The organism is Vibrio sp. 970, assembly GCF_033339075.1.
This window is the reverse complement of sequence record NZ_JAWOTW010000267.1, coordinates 1-736: the sequence shown is the minus strand read 5'-3', so window position 1 is coordinate 736 and position 736 is coordinate 1. Positions and strand designations below refer to the sequence as shown.

General features: G+C 49.0%; 1 protein-coding gene. It reads right to left on the bottom strand.

Annotated features, from left to right (window positions below):
• Nucleotides 1-22: 22 nt before the first annotated feature.
• On the bottom strand, nucleotides 23-736 hold a 714-nt coding region (locus tag R7Q11_RS26090; protein ID WP_225466991.1), incomplete at its 5' end, for a methyl-accepting chemotaxis protein.

Genomic DNA, 736 nt, shown 5'->3' with positions numbered 1-736 from the left:
CAGAAGTTTTTGAAGCGATTAATTACAAAGTGCGGTTGAACTGTGCGACAGCTTCAACCACTCGGCTTGCTCCGTCTTGGATATCGTTCATAACATTGCCCGCCTTTTCAGACAACTCTAGCGTATCAAGCGCCTCTTTTTGACACTGAGAAATCAGTGCAACAGCATTATTGGTGCGCTCTAGATTTTCCGTCACCATCGAGACAATCTCATCTGTCGTGGTATTAGTGCGCATGGCAAGCTGGCGTACTTCATCGGCAACCACCGCGAAACCGCGTCCATGATCGCCGGCACGAGCAGCTTCTATTGCCGCGTTGAGCGCCAACAAGTTCGTTTGGTCAGCAATTCCGCTAATGCTATTCACCAGTTCACTAATTTTCGATGAGTGTGCTTTCAAATCTTCAATGGCGGCGTTGGCTTGCTGCATTTGCTCTGAAAGGGTCTGCATTTTCTCAAGGGTAGAACCGATTACTTGACGGCCTTGGACGGTTTGAGTGCCCGTTGCCTGAGATACTTCATTCGCCAACTGCGCCGCTTGTGCCATGGATTGCTCTTGAAGCACTTGCTGAGTAATGTTGGTCGCAAACTTGACCACTTTGTACAGCTCGCCTCTGTCGTTATGGATCGGGTTGTAAGAAGCTTCCAACCACACGACTGAGCCATATTGGTCTACGCGTTTGAATCGGTCGGTAACAAACTGCCCACTTGCCAACCTTTTCCAAAAATCGTGATACGC